Raw genomic sequence first — 22,857 nt, forward strand, 5'->3', positions numbered from 1 at the left:
CCTTTCGGTGGGTTACCCCCCCCCCGGGGCGCCGGCGCGGGGGCCCCCCCCCCCGCGCGCCCCCCCCCCCCCCCCCCGGGGGGGGGGCGGGGGGGGGGCCCCCCCCCCCCCCCCCCCCCCCGCGCCGCGTGCGTTCACGCCGGCCGGAGTTGACAGCCAGTCAACTCCGCTGAGCGCGCCTCGCCAGAGAGCCCAGTAATCAACAGTTCCGAACGCGGGCCCGCCACTCCGCCGCGACCACCGGAAACCACCCGGCCGCCGCCCGCGATTCCACTCAAGTTCCTGCTCAGTATGGATTCACCGCATACCACCGGCAGCCACGGCCGTCCGGATCCGGTCACGGCCCGGCCGTCGAACGGCCGGAAACCACCCATCAGAATCCAACGTTGACGCACACTCAGGCCTGTGCAATTGTAGTGTCACATTGAACAGAGCGTGAGCGCGCACTCCTCCCGCAGGCACCCGGACGACGGGGTCCGGGGGCGGGCCTTCGGTGAGGACGCGCGCCGGCTGTTCGGCTGGGCGGCGTGGGGGCGCGCCCGACTCACGGCGCCCACGGGCATCGGCGACCGACGTCTGCCGCCAGGCCTGTGCCCCTCCGTCCATCGCAACTCAACGCAACCCTCCTCCGGAAGGTGAGCCGTGCCGAGTACGAACACGAAGAGCGTCAACGAGGAACCACGAGAAGCACAGGAAGCCGACCCCACCGACGTGGTCGTCGTCGGTGCCGGGTTCACCGGCCTGTCGGCCGCCTTGGAGCTGGCCGAGCGCGGGGTGCGGTGCCGGGTGATCGAGGCGGAGCCGGAGATCGGCGGGCTGGCCGGCACCTTCGAGGCGGGCGGGAACCGACTGGACCGGTTCTACCACCACTGGTTCTCCTCCGATCAGGAGATGCTGGACCTGGCGGCCGAGTTGGGGATCTCCCGACTGCTGGAGGCGCACGAGACCCGGACCGGCGTGTACTACGCCAACACCATCTTCCGGCTCTCCGCCCCGCTGGACGTGCTGCGCTTCGCGCCGCTGGCCATGACCGACCGCATCCGCCTGGGCCTGCTCGCGCTGCGCGCGCAGCGGGTCAGGCACTGGCGCGACCTGGAGCACCGCACCGCCGAGGAGTGGCTGGTCTCGCTCGGCGGGCGCCGGGTCTACGAGGTGGTCTGGCGCCCGCTGCTGGACGGCAAGTTCGGCAAGTACGCCGACCAGGTGGGCGCCACCTGGATGTGGACCAAGCTGCACCTGCGCGGCGGCAGCCGCACCAAGTCCGGCAAGGAGACGCTGTACTACCTGAAGGGCGGCTGCGAGGCGCTGCTGGATGCCTTCCGCGCCCGACTGGAGTCGCGCGGCGTCGAGTTCGTCATGAACACCCGGGTGGATGCGGTGCACGTCAGCGAGACCGGCGGCGTGGAGGGGGTGACGGCCGGCGGGCGGTTCCACCCGGCCCGGCAGGTGCTGGTGACCTGCGCGCCGCAGGCCGCCGCGGAGTTGCTGGACCAGCCGGCGGCCGAGCACCTGGCGCTGCCCGAACTGCTGCGCAGCTGGCGGGGCGTGGACTACCTGGGCAACGTCTGCCTGGTTCTGGAGAACAACCGGCGCCTGTCCGACACCTACTGGCTGAACGTCAACGACCCGAGCTTCCCCTATGTCGGGGTGATCGAGCACACCAACCTGGACCGGCCGGAGCGCTACGGCGGCAAGCACGTGGTGTACCTGTCCAAGTACCTGCCGACGGACGCCGCGCTGTACACGATGTCCGACGAGGAGGTCTTCGAGTCCAGCCTGCCGCACATCCGCCGGATGTTCCCGCGCTTCGACCGCAACTGGGTGGACCGCTACCACGTCTGGCGGGCGCCGTACGCGCAGCCGGTGATCACCCCCGGCTACACCCGCACCATGCCCGCCGTGGAGTCGCCGGTCGGCGGGCTGTTCCTGGCCGGCATGGCCCAGGTCTTCCCCGAGGACCGCGGCATCAACTACGCGGTCCGGGACGGCCGCCGGGTCGGCCGCCTGATCGCCGACCGGCGTGCCGGCCGCGCCGCCGCCGGCACCGCCGAGGTTCTCTCCACGACCGGGAGCAGCGCATGACCGAGCTCATCACCCTGGACGAGTGCGAGCAGCTCACCACCGAGCAGGTGCACGACCTCTACCGGCGCTACGTCTCCCGCAGCCAGGTCTCGCTGATCGGCTCCTTCGGCTTCGGCCGGGACCTGGTGGACCACGCCGAGGGCTGCTGGATCCACCTGCGGGACGGCCGGCGCATCCTGGACTTCACCGGCGGGGTGGGCGTGTTGAGCCACGGCCACAACCACCCGCGCGTCCTGGCCGCCCGGCAGCGGTTCCAGCGGCAGCGCCGGATGGAGGTCCACAAGAACTACTTCTCGCCGTACGTGGCGGCGCTGAGCCACAACCTGGCGGCGCTGCTGCCGGGCGACCTGAACATCAGCTACTTCCCCAACTCCGGCGCGGAGTCGGTGGAGGGCGCGGTCAAGCTGGCGTACAAGTACCACAAGGGCCGGCGCGGCACCGTGCTGCACAGCGACATCGCCTTCCACGGCAAGCTGATGGGCGCGGGCAGCCTGACCGCCTCGCCCGAGGTGCACTTCCCCTATCCGCGCATCCCCGGCACGGACAGCTTCGGCTACGACGACCTGGACTCCTTCCTGCTGGCGCTGGAGCGGCACACCGACTCGGCAGGCGGCAGCGACGTCTACGCGGTGGTGCTGGAGCCGTTCTCCGCCTCCAGCCTGCGCGAGTGCTCGGCGCACTTCCTGCGCGAGGTGCGCCGGATCTGCACCGAGAAGGACATCGTGCTGATCTTCGACGAGGTGTACACGGGCTGGGGCAAGACCGGCGCGCTCTTCCACTTCATGCACCACCCGGGCCTGGTGCCGGACATCGTCACCACCTCCAAGTCCTTCGGCGGCGGCAAGGCCTCGATCTCCGGCTACATCGCCCGCGAGCCGGTCTTCCGGGCCGCCTACGACAACCTCTCCGACGCCACCCTGCACTCCACCACCTACTACGGCTTCGGCGAGGAGACCGCCACCGCGCTGGAGGCGGTGTCGATCGTGGTGGAGGAGGACTTCCCGGGCCGGGCCCGGGAGTTGGACGAGCTGCTGGGCTCCGGCCTGGCGAAGATCCAGGCCCGGCACTCGCGCCTGGTGCGCGACGTCAAGGGCCGCGGGGCGCTGCACGGGGTGTTCCTCACCCCCGGCCCGCGCATCCCGCCAGCCCTGCGCTCGATCCTGCCGCCCGGCGCGGCGCGCGACCCGCAGATGGTGGCCAAGCTGCTGACCGGCGCGGTGATCGCGGCGCTCTACCGCGACCACGGCATCCTCACCTTCTTCGGCTCCAACCGGCTGATCGCGCTGATCGTCTCGCCGCCGCTGGTGGCCGGAGCGGACGAGGCCCAGCTCTTCCTCCAGGCCCTGGACGAGGTGCTGGACCAGGGCGCCGTCCGGCTGCTCACCGGCCTGGTCCGGGAGAAGGTGACCGGATGACCGGCCCCGAACGGCGCCTGCACCGCGCCCTGCTGGCCTCCGGTCTGCCCGGCGTCTGGCCCTGCGAGTACGAGGCGCTGCGCACCCGCGACGCGCAGCAGCGCGGCGTGCGGCACGCCGCCCGCAGCCTGGCCCGGATGCCCGCCGGCTACCGCTGGGGCGTGACCGCGGCACTGCGCCTGCTGCCCACCGCCTTCTGGGCCCTGACCCGCCACCAGCTGGCCGGGACGAACGGGCCGGCGCTCCGCCAGGGACTCGCCCGGCTCCGCCGCACCCCCGGCTACGCCGAGGTGCTGCGGGCGGTCACGGCCCTGGCCCTCTTCGGCGCGCTCGACGGCACCCCGAACAGCACCCTGCCGGGCACCCCCGCATGAGCACCCGACTCGTGGACTGCGAGACCCTGGTGATCGGTTCCGGCGCGGGCGGCGCGGTCGCCGCGCTGGAACTCGCCCGCGCCGGCCGGTCGGTGACCGTGCTGGAGGAGGGACCGCGGGTGACCACCGCCGAGCTGGCCGCCGCCTCCCCCGCCGACTCCATGCACCGCCTCTACCGCAACGCGGGCGCCACCGCGATCTTCGGCGCCCCCACCATCGCCTACGGCGAGGCCAGTTGCGTCGGCGGCACCACCGTGGTCAACGGCGGCCTGTTCTGGGAGCCCTCGGCCGCCCTGCTGGACCGCTGGGCGGCCTGGACCGGATACGACGGCTTCCGCCGCCCCACCCTGTCCCCGCACTTCGCCGAGGCCGCCCGGCGCCTGGGCATGACGGTGCAGCAGCACGGCGACGGCAACCAGGACTCCCGCCTGCTCGCCGCCGCGGCCGACGAACTGGGCTGGCGCTGGCAGCACCCCCAACGCGCGGTCCGCGGCTGCCTGCACCGCAACCGCTGCGCCACCGGCTGCCCCAGCGGCGCCAAGCAGTCCATGGCCCTCAGCTACCTCCCGCAGGCCGAACGGGCCGGCGCCGTCATCGAACCCGGGGTACGGGCGACCCGGCTGCTGCACGACCGCGGCCGGGTCCGCGAAGTCCTCGCCACCCGCGCCGACGGCCGTACCCTGCGCTACCGCCCGCGCACCGTCTTCCTGGCCGCCGGCCCGATCGGCAGCCCCGTCCTGCTGCGCCGCAGCTCCATCCAGCGCCACCGCGCCGGCCGCACCCTGGCCCTGCACCTCAACCTGCGCACCATCGCCCGCTTCGACCAACCCGTCGACGCCGAACGCGGCACCATGTTCACCGCCCAGGTCAACGAGTTCACCGAGCACGGCCTGCTCGTCATGCCCTCCAACCTCACCCCCGGCGGCCTCGGCGCGGCCCTGGCCGGCCGCGACCCGCACACCGTCAACTCCCTGCTCGCGCAGCGCGACCGGCTCGGGATGTTCACCACCCAAGTCCAGTTGCAGGGCCCGGCCGCCCTGGCCGGCGTGCTCGCCGGCTCGCCGCTGCTGCGCCACGGCCTGACCCGCGCCGACCACCACGCCCTGCGCCTGGCGTTCCGCCGCACCGCCCGGCTGCTGTTCACCGCCGGCGCCGTCGAGCTGGTCCCGCCGGTCTCCGGCGCACCGACCCTGCGCAGCCCGGCCGAAGCCGACCGGTTCTGCGCCGACGTCCGCCCGGGCGACTGGGAGCTGGTCTCGGTGCACGGCATGGCCACCTGCCGCATCGCCCGCCCGGAACGCGGCGGCGTCTGCGACGACCACGGGCGGCCGCACGGCTTCCGCAACCTCCACCTGTGCGACGCCAGCGTCCTGCCGGGCGCCACCGGCATCAGTCCACAGGGCACCATCATGTCCTTCGCCCACGAGATCGTGGGCCGCCACCTGGAGCACCAGTGACCGACACCATGGCAGCAGAACCGCACCACCACGCCCAACCCGAGCTGCCGCCAAGGGTGTTCAGCCGCACCGCCGTCATCGCTTCCTGTGCGGCGTTCGTCCTGATCGGCGCGCTGCAGGCCTTCTACGGCCCCGCCATCCCCGGCCTGCGCCCCAGGTTCGGCCTCTCCCCGGCAGCGGCCGGCCTGGCCCTGAGCGCGCACTTCGCCGGCGGAGTCGCCGGCGTGCTGCTCTTCGACCGGATCTACGGCAGGGTCGGCAACCGGATCGTGCTGGCCGGCTCCCACCTGCTGATGGCCGCGGGCGCCGCCGGCTTCGCCCTCGCCCCCTCCTGGCCGCCCGCCCTGGCCTGCGCACTCATCGCCGGCCTCGGCTTCGGCGGCATCGACTACGGCCTCAACCAGCTCTTCGCCGTCGCCTTCGGCAACCGCTCCACCGCGATGCTGAACATCCTCAACGCCCACTTCGGCATCGGCGCCATCCTCGGCCCGGTGCTGGTCGGCGCGGTCGGTGCCCAGCACTACACCGTCGTCTTCTGGGCCTTCGCCCTCGCCTGCCTGCCGCTGGCGTTCTGCCTCAGCGGCGTCCGCGACACCCCCCGCGAGCCGGCCGGCAGCACCGCCACCGGTGCCCGCACCCGCAGCCTGGCCGCCGTCCTCGGCGTCTTCGTCCTGCTCTACGTCCTGCACGTCGGCATCGAGGCCGGCGTCGGCGGCTGGGAGCCCACCCACCTGGAGACCATCGGCTACGGCGCCGGCCTGGCCGCCACCGCCACCTCCGTCTACTGGCTGATGATGACCCTCGGCCGCTTCCTGGTCGCCCCGCTCGCCCTGCGCTACTCCGCCCAGCAGATCATCGCCGTCGCCTGCACCGGGATGACCGCCTGCCTGCTGCTGGCCTCGATACGCCCGCTCGCGCCCTTCGCCTACGCCGGCGTCGGCCTCTTCATCGCGCCGATCTTCCCCACCGGCCTGCCCTGGCTCAACCGCGCCGCGCCCCGGGCACGCGCGGCCGGGGCCCTGGTCATCGCCGCCTCGATGGTCGGCGGCGTCGCCGCCGGCCCCGTGCTCGGCAGTGCCATCGAACAAGCCGGCATCCGCTCCGTCCCGCTGATCCTCGGCGCCGTCTCGGTCGGCTGCCTGGCGGCGACGGTCTGGCTGGTCCGGGCGGCGAAGGAGGCCTGAGCCCGGACCAGCCGCGGCTCCGCCTTACTCGATGACGAGCTGCACCGGGATGTTGCCGCGGGTGGCGCGGGAGTACGGGCAGACCTGGTGGGCCTGCTCGACCAGCTGCTGCGCGGTGCCGCGGTCCAGGCCGTCCGGCAGCTCGACCCGCAGCACGACCTCCAGGCCGAAGCCCGCCTCGTCCTTGCCGATGCCCACCTCGGCGGTGACGGCGGCCTCGGAGGTGTCCACCCCGGCCTCGCGGCCGACCAGGCCGAGCGCGCTGGCGAAGCAGGCCGCGTAGCCGGCGGCGAAGAGCTGCTCGGGGTTGGTGCCCTGGCCGTTGCCGCCGAGCGCCGGCGGCATGGCCAGCTGCACGTCCAGCTTGCCGTCGGAGCTGACGGCGCGGCCCTCGCGGCCGTGGGTGGCGGTGGCGACGGCGGTGTAGATCGCGCTCATGGTGATGTCCGTCCTTCTCTGCTGGTCCGGCGTGGCGTCCGCGGGCCCGGAGGCCCTGCGGCTCGGTACGGGATCGATAGTTGCACACAATTCAGTTGCGCACAACTAATTGGCGGACAACCCGAGTGGTAGCCTCGGTGTATGAGCACTGACGAGGTGGATGCGGACTGGCTGCGACTGGACAACCAGATCTGCTTCGCCCTGCACGCCGCCTCCCGCGCCTTCACCGCGCTCTACCGCGACACGCTCGACGAGCTCGGCCTGACCTACTCGCAGTACCTGGTGATGCTGGTGCTCTGGGAGCGCGGCCCGCTGCCCGTCAAGCAGATCGGCGAGCACCTGCGGCTGGACTCCGGCACCCTCTCCCCGCTGCTCAAGCGCCTGGAGGCGAACGGCCTGGTGGTCCGCGAGCGCAGCGCCGCCGACGAGCGCTCGGTCACCGTCCGGCCCACCGAGGCGGGCGCGGCGCTGCGCGAACGCGCCGTCGAACTCCCCCGCCGGGCCGCCGAGGCCACCGGGCTCGACCTCTTCGAGGTGACCGAGCTGCGCGACCGGATCGTCCGGCTCACCGAGTCGCTGGACGCCGCCACCACGGCAGGCTGAGCGGGGTCCACCTACCCTGGAGAGGTGATCAACCGGGTCCACCTGGAGTCCCAGTGGCGCAGGGAGGCGCTGCGGACCAACCTGTGGCTGGTGCCGACCGCGGAGGTGGTCGTCGCCGCCCTGCTCTTCCTGACCACCTGGGAACTGGACCGGGCCGCCTACCGCGGCGACCTCACCCTGCCGTCCTTCGTGATCAGCGGCACGGCCGACGCGGCGCGGCAGATCCTGACGGCGATCGCGGCCGCGCTGATCACCGTGGTGGGCGTGGTCTTCTCGATCACGATCGTCACGCTCACCCTGGCCTCCACCCAGTTCGGGCCGCGGATGCTGCGCAACTTCATCCGGGACCGGTCCACCCAGCTGACCCTGGGCACCTTCGTCGGCACCTTCGTCTACGCGATCCTGGCGCTGATCTCGATCGGACCGGGCACCCACGGCGACTTCGTGCCGCACCTGTCGATCACCTGCTGCCTGGTGCTGGTGCTGGCCGACCTGGCGGTGCTGATCTACTTCATCCACCACATCGCCGTCTCGATCCAGCTCCCGCTGGTGATCGCCTCGATCGCGGCCGAGCTGTCGCAGGCGATCGAGGCGGGCGCCGGGATGCCGCAGGGCGGCGGTCCGGGGCGCGGGCCCTCGGCTGCGGAGCTGAACGCCCGGCTGGACGAGGCGGGCGTGCCGGTGACGGCGCCGACCAGCGGCTACCTGCAGTTCGTCCGGCACCGCAGCCTGGTGCGGATCGCCGACCAGCTGGACGCGGTGATCCGGCTGGACCACCGGCCGGGCCACTTCCTGGTGCAGGGGCACCGGCTGGCCACCGTCTGGCCGCCGGAGGCGGCGCCCGCGGTGGCCCGCAGCTTCGCCCGGGCACACCTGACCGGCCCGTCCCGGACCCTGGCCCAGGACATCTCCTTCGCCGTGGACCAGCTGGTGGAGATCGCCATCCGGGCGCTCTCCACCGCCGTCAACGACACCTTCACCGCGCTGGCCTGCATCGACTGGCTGGGCGAGGGGCTGTGCCGGATCGCCCGCAGCTGGCAGCCGGACCCGGTGCACCGGGACGCGGACGGGCAGATCCGGGTGATCACCCAGCCGGTCGGCTACGAGCGGCTGGTGCAGCGGTCGTTCGAGAAGATCCGGCAGGCGGGCGCGGGGATGCCGGCGGTGCTGATCCGGCAGCTGGACGCGCTGGCCGAGATCATGGCCGCCACCCGCACGCCGGGCCAGCGGGTGGTGCTGCTGGCCCAGGCCGAGATGATCGACCGGCAGAGCGCGGCCACCGTCACCGAGCCCGCCGACCAGGCGGACGTGCACCGGCGCTACCTCGCGGTGCTGGCCGCGCACGCCGCCCGGCAGTAGCGGCCGGGCTCAGACCGCCGGCTCCCGCTCGAACAGCAGCGAGGAGACCAGTGCCCCGTTGCCGACGTTGACCACGGTGTTCGCCGAGCCGGCCGGCACCGCCCGGGTCAGCGCGCCGGCGAACCCGTCGGCCCCGCTGAAGACGCCCCAGGTGACCACCCAGTCCGACCACTCCCCGCTGTCGTCCAGGAACTGCTCGGGCAGCGGCTCGGCCCGGCGCTGCAGCAGGTACGGCCCGTCGACCGCCTCCCGGACGGCCCGCTCCCAGCGCTCCGCGGTCATCTCGCGGTCCCAGCCGAGCAGCACGCCCCGGCCGCCGTGCGAGAGGGTGGGCTTGAGCGCCAGCTCCTCGCGGTGCGCCAGCGCGTGGGCCAGCAGGTCGCCGCGCTCGCCGTCGGCCAGCGTCACCCGGCCCTCCCGGACCAGCCGGGTCCACGGCAGCAGCCGGTCCAGCGCGGCCAGCTCCGCGGGGTCGTACAGCCCGCGGTGCCGCTCGTCGGAGAGCAGCGCCAGCGCGCCCTTACTGGTGAAGGCCTCGGTCTCCATCGGGGTGAAGATCCGCACCCAGCCCGCCTCGGCGGCCTCCAGCACCGGGGCCATCAGCGCGGGCGCGCCCGGCGACTCCAGCAGGTCCTCCACCATGAAGGTGCGCACCACCAGGTCGATCGGCCGGCCGTGCAGCCACACTCGCTTCTGACGGACCGTCAGTTCGCCGAGGTGGCACGGGTGGGCCTCCAGGCCGTAGCCCGCCCAGCGGTCGCAGAGCAGCCGGTTGTACGGGGCCAGCTGCTGGTAGCTGCTCGGCCAGTCGGCCAGCGCCACCACCGGGCGGTCGGTGCGCGCGTAGCCGGACTCCAGCAGGGTGTTGGCGACCTGCACCTCGGTGGTGTCCACGTGGGTCAGCCGGTGCTCGGCCGCAAAGCCGGCCAGCACCGGGTGCTCCAGCAGCGCCGCCGCCATCTCGCCGTTGTCCAGCCCGCCCAGTGCGCTGCCCAGGTTGCACTCCAGCATCTTGAAGCCGTCCGCGGTGCGGTGCAGGTCGGCCCTGGACTGCCTGGTCATCCGCTCGCCGCGGCCCTTGAGCACGGCCGCGACCTGCACCTCCGTCATGCCGACCGCACGGGCGAAGGCAGCCAGGTCGCCCTCGAAGAGCCGGTCGGGCAGGCTCTCCAGGGCCCGGTGCCAGTGCGCCAGGTCCCGTTCCAGCGCGGTCTTCTCGTGGTGGCCGAGGAAGAGCGGCCGGGAGAGGAACCCCCCGCCGTAGGCGGCGGTCAGGTGCTCGGTCCGCGGCAGCCGGCCGGTCAACTCGGCGGCGGTGGCGCCGGATTCGCGCACCCGGCGGTGGTACAGCGCGGTCAGCTCCGCACCGCCGGTCATGGCTCGCGCCGGCCGGCCGGGGCGTCCCGCAGCTCCAGGGTGCAGCACTTGACGCTGCCGCCGGCCTTCAGCAGCTCGGACAGATCGACGCCGATCGGCTCGAAGCCGCGCTCCTTCAGCTGCGCGATCAGCCCGGCGGCGGCCTGCGGCAGCAGCACGTTGCGGCCGTCGCTGAAGGCGTTCAGGCCGAACACGGCGGCGTCCTGGGCGCTGGCCAGCACCGCGTCCGGGTAGAGCTCGCGCAGCACCGCCTGCGAGCCGGGGGTGAACGCCTCCGGCCAGTACATGATCTCGGTGTCGGAGAGCACCGCCAGCGCGGTGTCCAGGTGGTAGTGGTTGGGGTCGACCAGGGTCAGCCCGGTCACCGGGAGGCCGAAGAACTCCTGCGCCTCGGCGTGCGAGCGCTGGTCGGTGCGGAAGCCGGTGCCGGCCAGGATGCGGCGGCCGACCACCAGGTAGTCGCCCTCGCCCTCGTTGATGTGCTCGGGCCAGAGCACGTCCTGGTAGCCGTTGCGCAGGAACCAGGAGAGGTAGGCCGGGCCCTCGGCGGTGCGCTGCACGTGGCGGAACCGGGCGCCGAGCACCTTGCCGTCCACCACCGTGGCGCCGTTGGCGGCGAAGACCATGTCGGGCAGGCCGGGCAGCGGGTCCAGCACCTCCACGGTGTGGCCGAGCGAGGCGTAGAGCTCGCGCAGCCGCTCCCACTGGAGCACGGCGAGGCTGTTGTCCACCGGCTTCTCGGGGTGCATCCACGGGTTGATCGAGTAGCACACCTCGAAGTGGCTGGGCCGGCACATCAGCAGCCGGCGGGGTCGGGCCACCCGGACCGGCGCGGGCTCGGTCCGGCTGCTGATGACGTCGGTGCAGGGCATGTCGTACTTCCTCGGGTTCGGAGCGGTCTCGGGTTCGGAGTGGTCCGGGCGAACGGGCCTTGTGGGCCCGCCGGGACGAGTGGAGCACCGCGCGGAGTACGGGCGGTTACGGCTGGTCGAACCAGCCGTGGCCGAGCAGCGCCTCGACCAGCCGGGCCGGGTCGGCGGCCCCGTCCACCACCGCCACCTCGGGCAGTTCGGCGGCGACGTGGCCGCGCTCGAAGCCCGAGCCGGTGAGGAAGACCACCGCCTCCGGGCCCAGGCCCAGGGCCTCGGCGGCGCGGCGCAGACTGCCCGCCCGGGAGGTCCAGCCGGCCGGGTGCCGGACGAACAGCTCGGCGGGGAGGGGCGGTTCGGCGCCGCGGTGGCAGCCGGCCGGGTCGGCGGGGAGCAGCCGCACGCCCTGGTCGGCCAGCCGGCGCACGGTGCGGGCCAGCTCGGCGGGCCAGCCGGCCGCGTCCGGGCCGAGCGCCAGCGCCCGGCGCGACAGGCCCAGCCGCGCCTGGGCGATCCGCCGCACCTCCTGGGCGAGCAGCAGCAGGGCCGCGTCGCTGTACCCGGCGGCGCCGGAGCGGGCCGGGCCGCCGGCGGTGGCCAGCAGGCCCGCCAGGTCCACCGCCTGGATCCGGCCGTCGGCCCCGGCCAGCTCCAGTAGCCCGCAGTTGAGCCGGGACCAGTGCCGGGTCAGCACGCCCCGGGCGTGCAGGCCGAGCACGGTGTCGCGCAGCCGCCTGGGCAGCGGCACGGTGTGCAGCACCAGGGTGGCGGTGCCGGAGTCCAGCGCGGCGGCGGCCAGGGCGGCCAGCCGGTCCAGCCGGCCGGCCAGGTGGGCGCCGAGCGGGTCGGGGTCGGTGAGGTCGAACCGGTGCGGCAGGAACCAGCGTTCGTCCAGCAGGACGACCACCAGCTCGGCGGCCGCGCCGGCCAGTTGGGCCTCGAAGCACGGGTCGGCCCGCCCGGTCGACGGCTCCGGCTCGGCGCCGGGCCAGGCGCCGGCCGCCACCAGGACCGCCCGCAGCAGCGGGGCGAGCGGCCCGGACGGGCAGTCGGCCACCAGCAGCAGCCGGACCGGCCGCAGGGCTCCCGGCCGCTCGCCCAGCCGGCCGAGCAACCGGCCCGCGGTGCCGAGCAGTTCGGGGTCGCCGCTCTGGGCCAGCGCCAGCCGCACGTCGGCGGGCGGTGCGCCGCCCGCCGCGACGGCCTGCCGAACGGCCTCGATCAGCTCGGGCATCGGGCGGCTCAGGCCTCGGAGGCCGGTGCGGTGGCGGGGGCCGGCACCTCTTCCAGGTAGGAGATGCCGCTGTCGCCGTCGCGCCCGTACCGCTCCCACCACTCGCGCAGCAGGATCCGGCCGTCGGGCAGCGTGCTGGGCTCGGAGTGGCAGCGGCCGGAGACCACCTCGCCGGAGCCGAGCACCATGCAGTAGGCGAAGTCCAGCACGCCGTCCGCCGAGCAGACGCCGGTGAGCACCCCGCGGCGGGTGTCCCCGCCGGCGAACTCGCCCCAGAGCAGGTCGCCCTGCTGGTGGTAGCGGGCCGAGCGGCCGGCCTCCTCCGGGTCCTCGCTGACCGGGCGGAACCGGCGGCCGTCGTAGTCGATGCGCAGTGCGGAGTCGGTCATCGCGGGTCCACCGCCACCTTGATCAGGTCGGCGAACTCCATCATGGTGTCCATCGCCTCCGGCCAGGAGCTGCCCATGGTGCCGAGGAACCCGATGATCGAATTGCCGTGCGGCGGGCGCAGATTGGTGTCGCCCGGCTTGGCCGTCAGCTTCAGCAGGAAGACCCGGTCGGAGGAGCTGACCCGCTCGGGCACCTCGATCTCCCGGATCGTCCCGCTCTCCTCGCTGATCAGGCACATCGCGGTGATGTGGGTGCCGGTCGGCCGGTAGTGCCGCACCTCGGGCTTCACACCGCGGGCCACGTCCACCACGGCCCGGATCGGGTCGTAGCCGGCGGTCAGCCGGGCGCACTCGTCCAGCCCGCCGCCGCCGACCCGGGCGGCGATCTCCAGCAGGTAGGGCTCGCCGCGGTGGAACCGCACCTCGGCGTGGGCGACGCTGCGGCGCAGGCCCTGGGCCTGCATGCCAGCCTTCACCACCCGGTGCACGGCGGCGAGTTCGTCCGCGGTCAGGGTGGTGGGCCCGTGGTGCACGTCGTCGTCGAAGGTGGCGCCCTCGACGGTGATCCGGTCGATCACCGAGCCGAGGTAGACCTCCTCGTCCCAGGCCAGCGCCTCGATCAGCAGCTCCCGGCCGTCCAGGAAGGACTCGATCAGCAGCCCGTCCGGGCCGAGGTCCACCCCGGCGGCCTCGGCGTGCGACCAGTACATCCCGGCCAGGCCGTCGGCGGCCTGCCGGTAGCGCTCGGCCAGTTCCTCGGGGGTGTCCGCCTTGAAGACGAAGTTGCTGGCCGCGCCCAGGGTGGGCTTGACGATCACCGGGTAGCCGAACTCCTCGGCGGCCGCCAGGGCTTCCGCCTCGGTGGCGGCCAGCCGGAAGCCGGGGTGGGCGGCGGCGCCGCGCTGGTGGGCCTGGCGCATCAGGTACTTGTTGCGGCTGGCCACGGCGGCCTCCAGGCCGAGGCCGGGCAGGCCCAGCGCCTCGGCGACCACGGCGGCGGCGACCACGCCCGCCTCGTTGAAGGTGATCACGCCCTCGAACCGCTCGGTGCGGTGCCACTCCCGGGCGAGCTCGACCAGCTTGGCGGCCTCCCGGCTGCCGGCCAGCCGGTACCGGTCGGCGGGCCAGAACTCCGGGTCCCCTTCGCCGTTCAGCACGTAGAGGTCCACGCCGAGCTCGATCACCTGCTGGTAGCGGGACTTGTAGTACTCCTTGTTCTGGGCGCTCTCGATGGCGAGCAGCTTCATCTGCGACGGTCCTTCGCTCTCTCAGCCGGTGGTGGCGCGGTGGGTGGGCAGCGGGGTCAGCCGGAACGGCGTGATCTTCTCGGCCCGGGCGGCGGTCTCCTGGTCGAGGTCCAGGCCGGCCGCCCGGGCGGCCTCGGCGGTGTCCACCAGGATCGGGGCCGACCAGGCCAGCAGCGCCTGGGCGCCGGCCAGCAGGTCGCCCAGCGGCGCGCCCTGCTCGGCCAGTTCGGCGAGCTCCGCGAGGTGGGTGGCGAGCAGCCGGGCGGCCCTGGCGATGCTGAAGTCCACCGGCCGGTAGCAGCCGCGGAGTTCGGCCGCGAGCCGGGCGGCCCGCTGCCGGGCGGCGGAGCCGACCGGCACCGGTGCGCCGTCCTGGCCCTCGGACAGCCGGTCGATCGCGGTCGCCAACCGGCCCCAGGGCTCGATGAGTCGACGCTGCGTCAGCTCGTCCAGCTCGGCCCGGGTGAAGTTGGTCCGGGCCAGCTCGGGCAGGGTGGCGGCCAGGTGGAACCGGATCAGGTCGCGCGGCACGCCCTGCTCCACCAGCTCGGTGGCGCGGATCAGGTGGGCCCGGCTGGTGGAGAACTTCGCGTGCTCCAGCTCGTAGAACTCGTTGACCACGCCGGCGGCGGGCAGCACGTAGCGGTCGCCGAAGGCGAGCAGCAGCACCAGCGCCACCAGGCCCCAGTGGTAGACGTTGTCGAAGCCGTGCAGCAGGACCAGCTCGGCCCCCTGCTCGGCCCGCCAGTACCAGTCGTAGGGCAGGTGCGGATCCTGGCCGTTGGCCCACCAGGTGGCGTACATGGCCAGCGCCATCGCCTCGGCCCACGGGTAGACGACCTGGCCGGGCGTCTGCTCGAAGGGCGCGGGCACGCCCCAGTCGCCCGGCACGGTGACCGGCAGGTCGGGCAGCGGCCCGGCGAGCAGCTGCTCGACCAGCGCGGCGGGGCGGGGGCGCCAGTGCGCGGCGGCCTGCCCGAAGTAGGCGGTCAGCTCGGCCCGGAAGTCCTCCAGCGGCAGCACCAGGATCCGGACCTCGCGGTGGCCGACCGGCTCCTGCGGGTCCACGGTGGAGCGGGGGCCGGCGAGTTCGTCGAAGTTGTTCGGTGCGCCGCAGTCCTCGCAGACGCCGCCGTTGCTGCCCGCGCCGCAGGCGGGGCAGCCGCCGGCCAGCAGCCCGTCGTAGAGGTGGCGCCCGGTGCGCTCGCCGTACGGCAGCCGCACGGTGCGCCCGCGCAGCCGGCCGGTGGCGTGCAGGGCGGTGACGAACTCGGTGACGGCCGCCCGGGTGCGCCCGTCCACCGGCGGCAGCGAGCGGTCGGTGGCGCTGGTGAGGTCGATCGCCATGGTGCGCAGCGAGTGCTCGATCGCGGCGGCGGAGTCGGCGGCCAGCCGCTCGGGGGTGGTGCCCAGCCGGGCGGCGCTGGCGATCACATAGGTCTGGCTGTCGTCGGTGGTGGTGGTCCAGGTCACCGGGACGCCCTCGGCGCGCAGTTGGCGGGCGTAGACGTCGGCCGCCAGGTAGGGGCCGGCCAGGTGGCCCAGGTGCAGGTCGCCGTTGGGCGTCGGGGTGGCCGCGACCAGGATGCGCGGGCGCGGCGCGGCGGCGCTCACTCGCCCTCCTGCGCCCGCTGGTCGGTCTCGGCGGCGTGCCGGTCCAGGAAGGCGACGGCCAGTTCGGTGTCCCACCAGATCGAGTAGAACTCCAGGTTCTCCCCGGCCCCCTTGTCGTTCAGCGCGAAGTGCTCGGTGCCGGGGGTGAAGTGGACGACGTCCCCGGCGGCGAACGGGCGCCGCGCCCCGTCCGCCTCGATCTCGCCCGCGCCCTTGGCGGCGATCCAGATCTCGTACTCGTGGTGCGCGTGCGGGCGCGAGGAGGTGCCGGGCTCGACGATCGACCAGCAGCCCTGGAACGGCGCGTTCAGCAGCGGCCAGGGGAAGAGTCGCTGGGTGTGCAGGTCGTACTCGAAGACGAGCCGCGAGCGGTCGAGCGGGCGGATCTCCATGGTCATCGGGGGCTCCTGAGGGTTCGGGGCGGCGGGTCAGGCGACGTCGGCGAGCAGGCCGGGCCGCACCCGGTCCCGGAGCAGGTCGGAGACGATCTCGCTGGAGCGGGCGGCCAGCACGCTCAGCAGCGAGTCGGCAATGCCGTGCGTGGCCTCGTTGACGCCCTGCAGGTAGACCGCCGGGCCGTCCGGCGAACCTGGCACCACCAGGCGGTAGTTGCGGTCCACGGTGGTCTCGGCCAGGCCCAGCCGCTCGGCCAGGCCGCGCACCAGGGCGGGCATCCGGCCGTCGAAGCCGGTGCCCAGCAGCAGGTGGTCGGCGGCCAGTTCGGAGGTCTGGCCGGTGCGGCGGTCGGTCAGGGTGAGCCGCAGTTCGCCGTCCTGCTCGCGGGCGGCGGTGATGTCGGTCATGGTGACCAGCTTCAGCCGCTCCTCGCCGGCCAGCCGCTCCAGGTAGCGCTGCCGGTAGAGGGTGTCCAGCATGGCCGGGGCCAGGCCCGCGTAGTTGCTCAGGTGCATCTCGCGCAGCAGCTGCTCCCGGGCCGGGCCGGGGGCCTGGAAGAAGTCGTCGATGAACGAGCTGTAGTAGACCTCGTTGGTGAACTTGCTGGACTCGTAGTTCTTCAGGCCGATCGAGCGCATCACCATGGTGGTGTCCGAGGCCGGGAAGCCCTGGTGCACGGCCCAGAGCAGCTCGGCCGCGCTCTGTGCGCCGCCGACCACCACGAACCGGTGCTTGGCGGCCGGGTCCAGCCGGCCGATCCGCTCGCTGAACTCCACACTGTGGATGACGCGTTCGGCGGGCAGCTCGGCGAACTCGGCGGGCACCCGGGGGTCGCGGCCGGCGCCGATCACCACGTCCCGGGAGTGCACCTCGGAGCCGTCGGTGAAGCCGGTGATCCAGCCGGTCAGCCGGCCGCCCGCGCCGAGCTGCGGGGTGATCGCGGTGGCCCGGCGGCCGTAGTCGATCCGCACCCGGCCCAGCGAGTCGGCGACCCACTGCAGGTAGCCGGAGATCTCCTGGCGGTAGGGCGTGAAGCTGCCCAGGTTGATGAACTCGTCCAGCCGGCCGGAGCTGTGCAGGTAGTTGACGAAGGAGAAGCGGCTGGTCGGGTTGCGCAGCGTGACCAGGTCCTTGAGGAAGGAGACCTGGCTCTGGGTCCACGGCAGCAGCATGCCGCGCTGCCAGACCACCGAGTCGTACTGCTCGGCGATCACCGTCCGGTCGGCGAGCTCCGCGGGGGCCAGTTCCTCCAGCGCCACCGCCAGGGCGAGATTCGCCGGGCCGGCGCCGATGGCGAGCAGTTCCACGTCCTGGCGTGCCAAGGCCGTCTCCTTTCGAGGGGTACGGGGCCACCCCGGGCGGTCCGCCGCGGTCGGGTGGCTGGTGTGTCCGGAAGCCAATCATTCGGCCGAGTTGCCGACAAGACGTTCAACTGAACGATTTTTCAAAGCAGTTGACGGTTAATCAGGAGATTCCTTCGAGCAGTTCGGCAGCCGCCGTCCGGCTCGCCGCCAGCACGGTCTTGGCCGCGCCGCCGGTGCCGCCGGTGAAGGTGGCGAACCCGCCCGGCGGCAGCGGGCGCAGCCGCAGGCCGCCCGGCCGGTCCGCCGGGGCCCAGCAGTCGGCGGCCGTCACGGTGCGGGCGGCCGGGCCCGGCCAGTCGGCCAGCCCCAGCCGCTGCGCCGCGCGGCGGGCCAGCTCGGGCGCGGGTAGCGGGCGCAGCGCGCCCGGGTCCGCCGGCCAGCTGTCGGTGGGCAGCCCGAGCAGCGCGCGGCCCGGCCCGTCGGGGCGGCCGTAGAGCCCGGTGGTCTCGTCCACGAAGGCGGGCAGCCCGGGCAGTGCGGCCCGGCCGAGGGTGTACTGGATCTGCTTCACCCGCAGCCCCTGGTCCGGCAGCCCCCAGCGCCGCAGCAGCCCCGGCGTCCATGGTCCGGCGGCCAGCACCACCGTGCGGAAGCGCTCGCGCCCGCCCGATCCGCTGGTCAGCTCCCCGTCGGGCGAGAGCTGCTGGACGGCCTCATGGCGCAGCGTGCCGCCGTCCTCCCAGACCGCGGCCAGCAGTGCGGCCCGCAGCCGGGCCGGCGACAGGCAGCCGGCGGCCGGCTCCAGCACCGCCACCGTGCCCGGCGGCAGCCGGCGGAAGACCGGCAGCTCGGCGGCCTCCACGGCCCGGGCCCCCGGCGGGAGTTCGCCCGGGTCGGTGCCGGGCCGCAGCAGGTAGGCGGAGCGGAGCTCGCGGTAGCCGGCCCAGTCCCGCAGTTCGGGGCTGGCCCGCAGCTCGGCCAGCCCGAGCTGCGCCTGCCGGGCGGCCTCGGGGTCGGTCTCGTAGCCGCGCAGCAGCCCGCCGGAGGCCTCGGTGGCATCCCGCCCGGTCAGCGCGCCGCCGGTGAACAGGGTCACGGGGCAGCCCAGTCGGCCGAGCCGCCAGGCGAGCGCCGCGCCGGCCAGACCGCCGCCGATGATCGCCACCGGGGTGCGCGGGCCGCTCACCGGGTCAGCCGGTCTGCTGGGCACGGCACTGGAGTTCGAGGGCCAGGCGGTGCCAGATCTCGGCACACTCCTCGGCGAGTTCGGCGACCACCGGCAGCAGGTGCGAGGGGATGCTGTCCAGTTCGTCCTCCGCCTCCCCGACCACCACCAGCCGCCGGTGCAGCCAGACCAAGAGCGCCCGCCCGTGGTCGGTGAACCGCAGCGAGGGGTCGCGCCGCAGGGTCTCCAGACCGGCGAACGGCTCGGCGCGGTGCGCCCGCGGCACGGCGGCGGCCCGGCCGATCCGCGGCACGGCGGGTGGTAACCCGGGGTCGGCCGGCCCCAGCGCGGCCACCCCCGCCCCGGCCGGCTCCAGGGCGGCCACGCCGGCGGCCTCCGCCGCCTCCCCGCCCCGGCCGGCCCGTAGCGGGTCCTCGCCGCGCTCCAGCCGGGCCCGGATGTCGTGCGCCGTGCCCAGCGAGACGCCGGCGGCCTGCGCGATCTCCCGCAGCGAGGCGTCCGGGCTGTCCCTGATCACCGCCACCGCCCGCCGCCGCCCCTCGCCGCCGTCGACCGGCCGCAGCCGCCCGTCCTGGCCGACCCGGGTGGCGCAGCGGGCCGCCTCGCTGGCGCACTGCCGGCGGATGGTGCCCACCGTGCTGGCGGCGAGGCCGGTGGTGCGGGCCACCGCCCGGTCGGCGAGCTCGGGTTGCAGCTCGACGATCCGCCGGGCCGCCGCCTTCCGCTCGGCCAGCGTGAGCGGCAGGCCGTGGGCCACGTTGGCCCGCACGCCGATGATGTAGGCGTCGGCCTCGGTGCCGTCGAAGAACTCGGCGGTGATGTGCTGCGCGCCCTTGCGGCGGGCGGCGCTCAGCCGGTGTGCGCCGTCGATCACCCGCATGGTGACGCGGTGCACCAGGATCGGCGGCAACTCGGCCTCGGATTCGGCCAGTCGGCGCACGTGCTCCTCGTCCACCGGCTGGAACCGGGGCGAGTCCCCGGGCCGCAGGGTGTCGAGCGGGATCAGCTCCACAGGTCTCATCGATGCCCCCCGGGCAGCTTTTGGTGCCAGAACCGTCACCGGGCGCCATGTCACGGGGCCCGGGTCTTTCGAGCAGCTTCGAGCGGCGCGGTGTGCGCTGCGCGGCGGAGCGGGCGGCCGGGCGGCGGGCCGCGCGGGATTGCCGCGCGTCGCACCGCCCGGGCGCCGGGCGGGCCCGGTCCTCAGACCCCTTCGGCGACCGGCTCGGCCTCCGCGCCGGCCGTCCGCGCCTCGACCAGCGGCTGGATCGGCCGGATGCCGAGCGCGCCGAACACGGTCGAGAAGACCGCGAAGACCGCCACCACCGGCCAGACCCCGTGGTGCAGGCGCTGGAAGAGCAAGCCGCCCACCACCGGGCCGATCGCCGTGCCGGCGGTGAACATCAGCTGGAAGCTGCTGATGTAACGGGCCTTCAGCCGCTCGGGCGCGACCAGCCCCGGGTAGGCGAAGAGGGTCGGCCCGCCCAGGATCTCGCCGAGCGTCCAGATCAGCGTGCCGATCAGGATCACCGCCGCGCCCAGCGGCAGCCCGTAGAACGCCTCGCCGAGCCCGACCAGCGCGAAGGCGCAGCCCGCGGTGATCCGGATCGGCCACCGCTGGGTGAACTTGGTCAGCGGCAGCTCGATCGCGATCACGATGATGCTGTTGGCCGAGACCGCCAGGCTGTACCAGAAGACGTTCACCCCGGAGCGGGCCACGTCCAGCGGCAGGGTGGAGAGGTACTGCGAGTAGATGATCGCATTGGCCAGCGAGGCGAGCAGGAAGAAGACGAAGCGGGTGTCCCTGAGCACCTGCAGATAGCTCTCCTTCCCGGCCGAGGCCGAGGCCGTGCGCGAGCCCGTGGCCGTGCCGGTGGCCCTGTCGCCGTCCTGCGCCGGACTCCCCTGCTGCGCCGCCTTGCCCGGCAGCGTCGCGAACGCCAGCACCGCGTACGCCAGCGCCACCGCCGCCTCGCCCCAGAACAGCATCCCGTACCCGTGCCCGCCCAGCCGGTAGAGGCCGAAGCCGAGCTGCGGGCAGAGCGTGGTGCCCAGGTTGAGCCCCAGCCGCCAGATCCCGAAGACCATCACCTGGCGCTCGGCCGAGGTGAGTTCGGAGAGCAGCGCGGCCGAGGCCGGCCGGTAGATGGTCTGGAACAGCCCGACCAGCACCACCGAGCCGACGATCAGCGGGTAGCTGTGCACGTAGTAGACCAGCACCAGCAGCAGTGCCGAGCCGGTCATGCTCAGCACGGTGGCGTTGCGCGCGCCCAGCGCGTTGGCCAGCGCGCCGCCGATCAGCACGCCCGCCACCCCGCCGGCGCCGTAACCGCCCAGGGCCAGCGCGGCCTGGTCGGCCGAGTAGCCGCGGGCGGTCAGGTAGAGCACCAGGAAGATGCTGAGGAACGCACCCAGCCGGTTGATCACCACCCCGGCCAGGATCGCCTTCACGGCGAGCGGGGACTCGGTGAAGGTGGTCCACGGTCCGGTGCTCCCGGCCGTCGCCTGCTCGCTCATCCGCTGCCCGGTCCTTCGGTCGAATCGGTCCGCACGGCCGCCGCCCCGTCAGGCGGGTTCGACGAGCAGCGCGGCGGCGGCCGCGTCCAGCGCGCGGTCGCAGGCGGTACGGCTGTCGGCGGCCACCGTGGTGTAGGCGATCCGGCCCCAGAGCGTGCCCTTGGGCGGCGGCGAGACCACCGCGCCGGGGGCGGCGACGGCGACGGCGCGGTCCACCTCGGCGGGCAGCCGCCGCTCGTCGAAGCCGATGCTGCCGATCTCGGTGTCGTCCTCGGCCACGTAGAAGAACCGGATCGCGGTGCTGCGGGCCCGGGTCGGGGTGGTCTGCGGGGCCAGTCCGCAGGCCACCCGGGCGGCCGCCAGGCCGGGGTCGATGCCGGTGGCGAGCCGGCCCAGGTAGGGGATCAGGTCGCCGCCGAGCCGCCCGTTGACCTCGATCAACCGGGGACCGTCGGCGGTCAGCATGAACTCGCTGTGGGTCCAGCCGTCGGTGAAGCCGAGCGCGGCGTGGATCGCGGTGAGCAGGTCGGCGAAGCCGGCGTCGGCGAGCAGCGGGTCGGCGCCCTCGACGTGGTGGCCGACCTCCTCGGCGTAGGGCGGGTAGCCGACCACCTTGCGGCCGACGAAGAGCGGCACCGCCTTGCCGCCCTGCACCACGGCGTCGACGCTGACCTCCTCGCCCGTCACGCACTCCTCGACCAGGTAGGGCTCGGCGGAGTTGTAGGTGATCGGGTCGGGCAGGGTGGCGGCGCTGGTGAAGGCGAAGCCGGCGGCCAGCTGCTCCGGCCCGTCCACCCGGATCACGCCGACGCTGGCGCCGAAGCCGCGCGGCTTGAGCACCACCGGGTAGCCGATCCGCTCGGCGGCGGCCCGCGCCTCGGCCTCGGTGCCGACCGGGACGGAGGCGGGCTGCGGCAGCCCGGCGGCGGCCAGCGCGGCCCGGGTCTGCGCCTTGTCGCGCAGCCGCCAGAGCACGGCGGGGTCGCCGTTCGGCAGGCCGAGCGCGCCGGCGATGTACGAGGCGGCGTGGATCCGGGCCTCGTCCCAGCAGAGCACCCCGTCGAAGGGCTGCTCGCCGTGCAGCGCGGCGGCGGTGGCCGCCATCGCCGGTCCGTCGTAGCTGTCCGGCACCACCGTCCAGCCGCTCAGGTACTCGCGCTCCCAGGTGGGTTCCACCGTGTGGAAGAGGTGCACCCGGAACTCGGAGGCGATCGATCGGAGCAGGTACTCCCGATAGGACCGCATGCCGGTCGCGAGCAGCAGGAGGAGCGGCCGCGCTGCCGCTCCGTTGCCGGTGATCATTTCAATCCCTTCCTGGACTCCCTCTCCCCCCGCTCGTCCGAGCACGGATGGGGTCGCCGCCACGGAGTCCCGGCGAATTCGACCCACAAGCTACAAGCGTTCCTGACACAGTGTCGACAGTCTTGCGGACAGTTCGCCAACGCTCTGTCGAACTGCCCGGAAGCACGCCCCTGACCTGCACTGATGATCCGTCAACTACCGCCACCGGGAACGGATCGGACCGCCGGGCGGGACGGTTGCGGGATCACGGACGCGTTCAACCATCCGATTCCCGCGGTTGAACGCGCGGGAGACCGGCGCTTTCATTCAGTGAATGGACCGGGCCCTGGGAATTCCGACCGGAAGCCGATATCCTGCCGCATTCCACCGGGGGTGCTCGGTTCACTATTCACAGACCGTACGCGCAGCCTATTCACCATGCGCACGTCAAATCAACCCCCGGCACCATCCCGCACCGGCACGGGAATTTCTTCCGGCCGCCCGGCCCGCGGGTGGGATTCGTCCACCCCG

20 protein-coding genes are annotated in these 22,857 nt (G+C 73.9%); 7 read left to right on the forward strand and 13 right to left on the reverse strand.

Features of this window, described 5'->3' with window-relative positions:
• Positions 1-642 precede the first annotated feature (642 nt).
• Genes ACFYNO_RS00005 through ACFYNO_RS00025 form a run of 5 tightly spaced genes read left to right on the forward strand, consistent with a single transcriptional unit; the run spans position 643 to position 6,512 of the window.
• The gene (locus tag ACFYNO_RS00005) at positions 643-2,082 is read left to right on the forward strand and encodes an NAD(P)/FAD-dependent oxidoreductase (RefSeq protein WP_388002518.1); all 1,440 of its coding nucleotides are present in this window, start codon (positions 643-645) and stop codon (positions 2,080-2,082) included.
• A complete protein-coding gene (locus tag ACFYNO_RS00010) occupies positions 2,079-3,497 on the forward strand; it encodes an aspartate aminotransferase family protein (protein ID WP_388002521.1) in 1,419 nt (472 codons plus the stop codon). Before ACFYNO_RS00005 ends, ACFYNO_RS00010 begins: the two co-directional genes overlap by 4 nt.
• Positions 3,494-3,871: a hypothetical protein gene (locus ACFYNO_RS00015; protein WP_388002524.1), complete on the forward strand. Its 378-nt coding sequence runs from the start codon at positions 3,494-3,496 to the stop codon at positions 3,869-3,871. Before ACFYNO_RS00010 ends, ACFYNO_RS00015 begins: the two co-directional genes overlap by 4 nt.
• A complete protein-coding gene (locus tag ACFYNO_RS00020; RefSeq protein ID WP_388002527.1) occupies positions 3,868-5,328 on the forward strand; it encodes an FAD-dependent oxidoreductase in 1,461 nt (486 codons plus the stop codon). Before ACFYNO_RS00015 ends, ACFYNO_RS00020 begins: the two co-directional genes overlap by 4 nt.
• 8 nt (positions 5,329-5,336) lie before the next feature.
• Positions 5,337-6,512, forward strand: coding sequence for an MFS transporter (locus tag ACFYNO_RS00025; RefSeq protein WP_388004259.1), 1,176 nt, complete (start codon positions 5,337-5,339; stop codon positions 6,510-6,512).
• Between the two features lie 24 nt (positions 6,513-6,536).
• On the opposite strand, the gene ACFYNO_RS00030 is transcribed toward ACFYNO_RS00025, so the two are convergent.
• Positions 6,537-6,950, reverse strand: coding sequence for an organic hydroperoxide resistance protein (locus tag ACFYNO_RS00030; RefSeq protein ID WP_388002530.1), 414 nt, complete (start codon positions 6,948-6,950; stop codon positions 6,537-6,539).
• A gap of 141 nt (positions 6,951-7,091) precedes the next feature.
• Here ACFYNO_RS00030 and ACFYNO_RS00035 point away from each other — a divergent pair, with 141 nt between their 5' ends.
• Both ACFYNO_RS00035 and ACFYNO_RS00040 read left to right on the forward strand, forming a co-directional pair.
• Positions 7,092-7,553 (forward strand): MarR family winged helix-turn-helix transcriptional regulator, encoded by a 462-nt coding sequence (locus tag ACFYNO_RS00035; RefSeq protein ID WP_388002533.1) that lies wholly within the window; start codon positions 7,092-7,094, stop codon positions 7,551-7,553.
• A 24-nt stretch (positions 7,554-7,577) separates the two neighbouring features.
• Positions 7,578-8,912 (forward strand): DUF2254 domain-containing protein, encoded by a 1,335-nt coding sequence (locus ACFYNO_RS00040; RefSeq protein WP_388002536.1) that lies wholly within the window; start codon positions 7,578-7,580, stop codon positions 8,910-8,912.
• Positions 8,913-8,921: 9 nt separating this feature from the next.
• Here the strand turns inward: ACFYNO_RS00040 and ACFYNO_RS00045 are convergent, their stop codons facing one another.
• The 12 genes from ACFYNO_RS00045 to ACFYNO_RS00100 form a co-directional block, all read right to left on the reverse strand.
• Positions 8,922-10,289, reverse strand: a complete 1,368-nt coding sequence (locus ACFYNO_RS00045) for a hypothetical protein (protein WP_388002539.1) — start codon at positions 10,287-10,289, stop codon at positions 8,922-8,924.
• Positions 10,286-11,161, reverse strand: a complete 876-nt coding sequence (ddaH, locus tag ACFYNO_RS00050) for a dimethylargininase (protein ID WP_388002542.1) — start codon at positions 11,159-11,161, stop codon at positions 10,286-10,288. The genes ACFYNO_RS00045 and ddaH overlap by 4 nt, the downstream gene beginning before the upstream one ends.
• Before the next feature lie 106 nt (positions 11,162-11,267).
• Complete coding sequence (locus ACFYNO_RS00055; RefSeq protein WP_388002545.1) at positions 11,268-12,392, reverse strand: hypothetical protein; 1,125 nt, start codon at positions 12,390-12,392, stop codon at positions 11,268-11,270.
• 8 nt (positions 12,393-12,400) lie between these two features.
• The gene (locus tag ACFYNO_RS00060) at positions 12,401-12,781 is read right to left on the reverse strand and encodes a hypothetical protein (RefSeq protein ID WP_388002548.1); all 381 of its coding nucleotides are present in this window, start codon (positions 12,779-12,781) and stop codon (positions 12,401-12,403) included.
• Positions 12,778-14,028, reverse strand: a complete 1,251-nt coding sequence (locus tag ACFYNO_RS00065; protein WP_388002551.1) for an ATP-grasp domain-containing protein — start codon at positions 14,026-14,028, stop codon at positions 12,778-12,780. Before ACFYNO_RS00065 ends, ACFYNO_RS00060 begins: the two co-directional genes overlap by 4 nt.
• Before the next feature lie 21 nt (positions 14,029-14,049).
• The gene (locus ACFYNO_RS00070) at positions 14,050-15,642 is read right to left on the reverse strand and encodes a class I tRNA ligase family protein (protein ID WP_388002554.1); all 1,593 of its coding nucleotides are present in this window, start codon (positions 15,640-15,642) and stop codon (positions 14,050-14,052) included.
• The gene (locus tag ACFYNO_RS00075; RefSeq protein WP_388002557.1) at positions 15,639-16,040 is read right to left on the reverse strand and encodes a cupin domain-containing protein; all 402 of its coding nucleotides are present in this window, start codon (positions 16,038-16,040) and stop codon (positions 15,639-15,641) included. The genes ACFYNO_RS00070 and ACFYNO_RS00075 overlap by 4 nt, the downstream gene beginning before the upstream one ends.
• A 30-nt stretch (positions 16,041-16,070) precedes the next feature.
• Positions 16,071-17,360, reverse strand: coding sequence for a lysine N(6)-hydroxylase/L-ornithine N(5)-oxygenase family protein (locus tag ACFYNO_RS00080; protein WP_388002560.1), 1,290 nt, complete (start codon positions 17,358-17,360; stop codon positions 16,071-16,073).
• Between the two features lie 142 nt (positions 17,361-17,502).
• Entirely contained in the window at positions 17,503-18,528 is a 1,026-nt protein-coding gene (locus ACFYNO_RS00085; RefSeq protein WP_388002563.1) for an FAD-dependent oxidoreductase, read from the reverse strand.
• A gap of 4 nt (positions 18,529-18,532) precedes the next feature.
• Positions 18,533-19,549 (reverse strand): ParB N-terminal domain-containing protein, encoded by a 1,017-nt coding sequence (locus tag ACFYNO_RS00090; RefSeq protein ID WP_388002566.1) that lies wholly within the window; start codon positions 19,547-19,549, stop codon positions 18,533-18,535.
• Positions 19,550-19,731: 182 nt separating this feature from the next.
• Positions 19,732-21,045, reverse strand: coding sequence for an MFS transporter (locus tag ACFYNO_RS00095; RefSeq protein WP_388002569.1), 1,314 nt, complete (start codon positions 21,043-21,045; stop codon positions 19,732-19,734).
• Between the two features lie 48 nt (positions 21,046-21,093).
• Positions 21,094-22,347: an acetyl-CoA carboxylase biotin carboxylase subunit family protein gene (locus ACFYNO_RS00100; RefSeq protein WP_388002572.1), complete on the reverse strand. Its 1,254-nt coding sequence runs from the start codon at positions 22,345-22,347 to the stop codon at positions 21,094-21,096.
• Positions 22,348-22,857 lie beyond the last annotated feature (510 nt).

The organism is Kitasatospora sp. NPDC006697 (assembly GCF_042869935.1).
GTDB lineage: Bacteria > Actinomycetota > Actinomycetes > Streptomycetales > Streptomycetaceae > Kitasatospora.